This is a genomic window from Arthrobacter sp. Y3225116, from assembly GCF_059091245.1.
The window spans coordinates 1-3,162 of sequence record NZ_JBNHGL010000289.1 but is presented as its reverse complement, the minus strand read 5'-3'; the positions used below and the strand labels follow the sequence as shown (position 1 = coordinate 3,162).

Genomic DNA, 3,162 nt, shown 5'->3' with positions numbered 1-3,162 from the left:
GTCGGTCGCGCCGCCGCGGGAGGCCAGGGCCGAAAGTTGCTGTTCCAGCGCCGCGCACGCCTCGCGGGCCTTGGAGTACGTGGCTTCCGCCGCCGCGTGGTCCTCCCGGGCTGCTGTTTCCTGTTCGCGGGTGACCAGGTGCCCGCCGGCGGCCGCGGCCGGTTGCGGATGTTCTGTTCCGCCACACACCGGACAGGGGTCTCCCTCTGCAAGGTTGGCGGCGAGCTCCGCTGCGGCCTGATCGAGCCGCTGTTCCAACAGCGACAACCAGGCTTCCTTGAGCCGAAGTTGCCTGGCGTGCGCCGCATCGCGGTTCCGCCGGGCCTCGTCGGTCTTGGCCAGGCAGGTGCCGTAGTCGGCCACGGTGTCGCGCAGCTGCCGGGCTTGTTCCAGCCGCTCGGTGAGCAGGCCGACGTCGTCGGAGGCTGCCGACAGCATGGCCAGTTCATCCTGCAGCCCGCGGCCGACTTCAGCCAGCCGTTCCCGGGTTGTTTCCGCGGCACCGATGTCCGTGGCCAATCGGCCCGCGTGCTGTTCCAACCGCCGCACGTCGGCAGCGGCCGCCTGCAACCGCTGCTCTTCCGGCAGCAGAGCGCGCATTCGTCCGAGCTCGGCGGAGAGCTGTGCCGCCGCCTCCTCGAGCAGCGCCTGTCCCGCGGCATCGGGGTCGGGGCGCCGGGAAACGAACGTCGGGAAGAGCGGATGGGCTTCGGCCTCGTCGATCCGGTCCAAAAATTCTTTCCCGGCACGTTCCACGGCGAGTGCAGCCTGATCCCGGTGCCGGATGGGCGACGCCAACAGTTCCGCGGACCGATGCGACGCCAGGGTTTCGGTCAGCGCGGCGTGGCCGTCGGCGCCGTTGCGGTGCTCGGCTGCCAGTTTCTCCAGCGCCGCCAATTCCGCGTGGTCGGCCAGCGCCCGCTCGTGCCGGGCGATGGTTTCCCGCAGCCGGCCCAGCTCATCTTGTCCGCGCTCGGCCAGGTCGCGGACGGAGCCGGCCGCGGACGCCATCGAGGACTCAAGCGTGGCGAGCAGGTCCGCGGCAGGCATTGACTGGTCCGGCATGTCCTCGGCGGCCAGATGCCGGGCTGCTTCCTCTGTTGCCCGCGCGAGCAGGTGGTCGGATCCTGCCACCGCGGCCTGGTAGTCCGAGCGGGCCTTGGCCGCTTCGTCCGCCAGGACCTGCTCCACCGCCTCAAAGCGGTCGGTCGCGAACAGGCGCTGCAGCAACGGCCGGCGTTCCCTGGCGTCGGCGCGCAGGAACGCCGCAAAGTCGCCTTGGGGCAGCAGGACCACCTTGGTGAACTGTTCCAGGCTCATGCCCAGGACGGCCAGCAGTTCGGCCGCGGCCTCGTCGTTGCGGCCGCTTTTCTGGACCCAGGCGCCGTTGATCTTCTCGCGCAACAGCGTGCGCGCCTGCTCCGTCACCGACCCGGACCGGGCCCGGGACGAGGGCCGTTCCCACTGCGGGTTGCGGGTTACTTCAAACCGTCTGCCGCGGGCGGAGAATTCGCACACGACTTCCGGCTCGGTCCCGGGTTCGGCGTGGTCGCTGCGCAGCCGCTTGCCCTGCTGGCGTGCGCCGGGGACGGACCCGTACAGCGCAAAACAGATGGCGTCCAGGATGCTGGTCTTGCCGGCCCCGGTCGGCCCGTTGAGCAGGAACAGCCCCTGCGCTCCCAGCTCGTCGAAGTCAATGGTTTCCCGCGCGGCGAACGGCCCGAAGGCCTGCATTTGAAGCCGGTGGATCCTCATGCCGCGGCCTCCGCTGCCTGCACGGCGGCCAACGCATCGGCCAGCAGCGCGCGTTCGGCTTCGCCGGCCGGCCGGGAGCGGACGTGGTCCAGGAAGCCGCAGCAGACCTCCAGGTCGTCCTGGGCCTTGGCGATGCGCTGGCTGTAGCTCATGGTGTCGCGGCGCGGCCCGGAGGCGGGTTCGAAGTTGAGCACCAGCGTGTCGGGAAAGCGCGCCCGCAGCCGTTCCATCGCCTTCGCCGGGCGTTCGTCGTCGGTGACCGTGATTTGGCAATAGGCGTCCTGCGCCCAGGCGTGGTCCGCCGATTCGAGCAGGTCCTGCATGGTCCCTCTGAGCACGGCGAGCTTGCGCGGGGAGGGCCAGCTGACGTTTTCCACCGACGCGAGCCCGTCCGCGGTGAATTCGAGGATGATGCCGCCCTTCTCGTGTCCGGCCTCGGAGAACGAATAAGGCAGCGGCGAGCCGGAATAGCGCACGGTTTCGCTCAGCGCCTGGCGCCCGTGCAGGTGGCCCAGCGCCACATAGTCGAGGCCGTCGAACAAATCCAGCGGGACCGCTCCCACTCCCCCGATGCTCAGGTCCCGTTCGCTGTCCGAGGTGATGCCGCCGCTGGCAAAGGTGTGCGCCAAGACCAGGGAATGCACGGCGCCGCCGGCCCTCCGCTGCTCAAGGTCCGCGCGGACGAGGTCCAGCGCCGACCGCGTGACGGCGGTGTGGCTGAGAGCCTCCGCGCCCAGCTCCTCCGCGCACAGCCGCGGCTCGAGGTACGGGATCCCGTACACGGCAAGGGTCGCACCGTCCAGGTCCAGCTCCACCGGATCCGCCAGCTGGTCCAGCCGGGCGCGGATATGGACCCCGCCGTGGGCCAGGATGCCGGAGCCGAAGCCCAACCGGGTGGCCGAATCGTGGTTGCCGCTGGTCAAGATGACCGTTGCCCCGGCACCGCGGATGCGCGACAAGGCATCGGAAAAGAGGTTAACCACATCTACACCGGGCAGCGCGCGGTCGTACACATCGCCCGCGATGAGCACCACGTCGATGCTCTCCTCGCGCACTGTCTGCAGGAGTTGCTCCACGAATGCGTGCTGCGCCTGCAGCATCCCGACGCCGTGGAAAGAACGGCCCAGGTGCCAGTCGGACGTGTGCAGTAACCTCATATTTCCAAACTATCCGGCGGCTGGGACAGTTTCGGACAAGCGCAACGGCACGTCCCGAAATCGGGACGTGCCGTTGCGCGGGGCTTTGTAGTTATTCGCCGTCCGGGCGTGTCCGGTTCGGCTTGCGGTCAAAGAAGTCGCGGGCTTCGGCGGCGCCCTGATCGTCCGCCGGCACCGGCTCGTCCGGCTGGTCCTCCACCGCAACGTCGGGAACCTCACGTCCGGCGGCGGATCCGGCGGGTACCGGGCC

General features: G+C 69.7%; 2 protein-coding genes. Both read right to left on the bottom strand.

From position 1 onward, the window contains the following. A partial coding sequence (locus AC5RV2_RS16245) for an AAA family ATPase (protein ID WP_494093193.1) occupies nucleotides 1–1,755 on the bottom strand: 1,755 nt, incomplete at its 3' end. Then, complete coding sequence (locus AC5RV2_RS16240) at nucleotides 1,752–2,912, bottom strand: exonuclease SbcCD subunit D (RefSeq protein WP_494093192.1); 1,161 nt, start codon at nucleotides 2,910–2,912, stop codon at nucleotides 1,752–1,754. The genes AC5RV2_RS16240 and AC5RV2_RS16245, both read right to left, overlap by 4 nt. Between the last annotated feature and the right edge of the window lie 250 nt (nucleotides 2,913–3,162).